Source organism: Vibrio sp. 2130-1 (assembly GCF_033339515.1).
Genome location: NZ_JAWOUT010000305.1, coordinates 1 through 682, shown reverse-complemented (window position 1 = coordinate 682; position 682 = coordinate 1). Strand labels below are relative to the sequence as shown.

The window sequence follows — 682 nt, the reverse complement described above, 5'->3', positions numbered from 1 at the left end:
TTAGAATTACATTTTGAGAGGAATCGCAATGAGACAAGTATCTCTGGCGCTTATATTACTTACGACTTTAGCAGGCTGTCAGCTGACAAATGTGGAAGGTGAAATTGACGACGTAAAAGTAAAAGTCAGCACAAATAATGACAATCATGGGCCGCATGGCAATGGTAGCTTTTGCCCCCCTGGTCAAGCTAAAAAAGGCAATTGCTAAAGCGGCTTGTATATCGGTTTGAAGCAAATAGTTTAAAAAAGAGCGGTTTGATGCCGCTCTTTTTTCGATTAATTTAATCTTCGTTAGTAGACGATATTTTATGAATCGCTAAATCCGCACCATTAAACTCGTCTTCTTCTGAAAGCCTTAAACCTGTTAGAGCGTTAATTGCGCCATAGACCACAAGAGCACCTAAAACCGCAATGGAAATGCCAAGAAATGTCCCTAAAACTTGAACCGCGAAGCTAACACCGCCCATTCCACCAAATCCACTTTGACCAAAAACTCCTGCAGCGATCCCGCCCCAAGCACCACATACGCCATGCAAAGGCCACACACCCAGTACGTCATCGATTTTGGTTCGGTTTTGCAGGTATGTAAACAGATACACAAACAAAACCCCGGCAACGGCACCTGTCACTAATGCACCAAGCGGATGCATTAAATCTGACTCCGCGCAAACCGCAACCAAAC

General features: G+C 44.0%; 1 protein-coding gene and 1 pseudogene. One reads left to right on the top strand and one right to left on the bottom strand.

The annotated features are described in order from the left end of the window. Window positions 1-28: 28 nt before the first annotated feature. On the top strand, window positions 29-208 hold the full coding sequence (locus R7Q09_RS25895) for a hypothetical protein (RefSeq protein WP_045626701.1): 180 nt from the start codon (window positions 29-31) through the stop codon (window positions 206-208). Window positions 209-281: 73 nt separating this feature from the next. Here R7Q09_RS25895 and R7Q09_RS25890 read toward each other — a convergent pair. Further along, window positions 282-682 (bottom strand): annotated as a pseudogene (locus R7Q09_RS25890) (ammonium transporter); the annotation flags it as partial.

Bases quoted from the DNA above. Each gene is read 5' to 3' on its own strand.
- R7Q09_RS25895 (WP_045626701.1), top strand. From the start codon at position 29: ATGAGACAAGTATCTCTGGCGCTTATATTACTTACGACTTTAGCAGGC.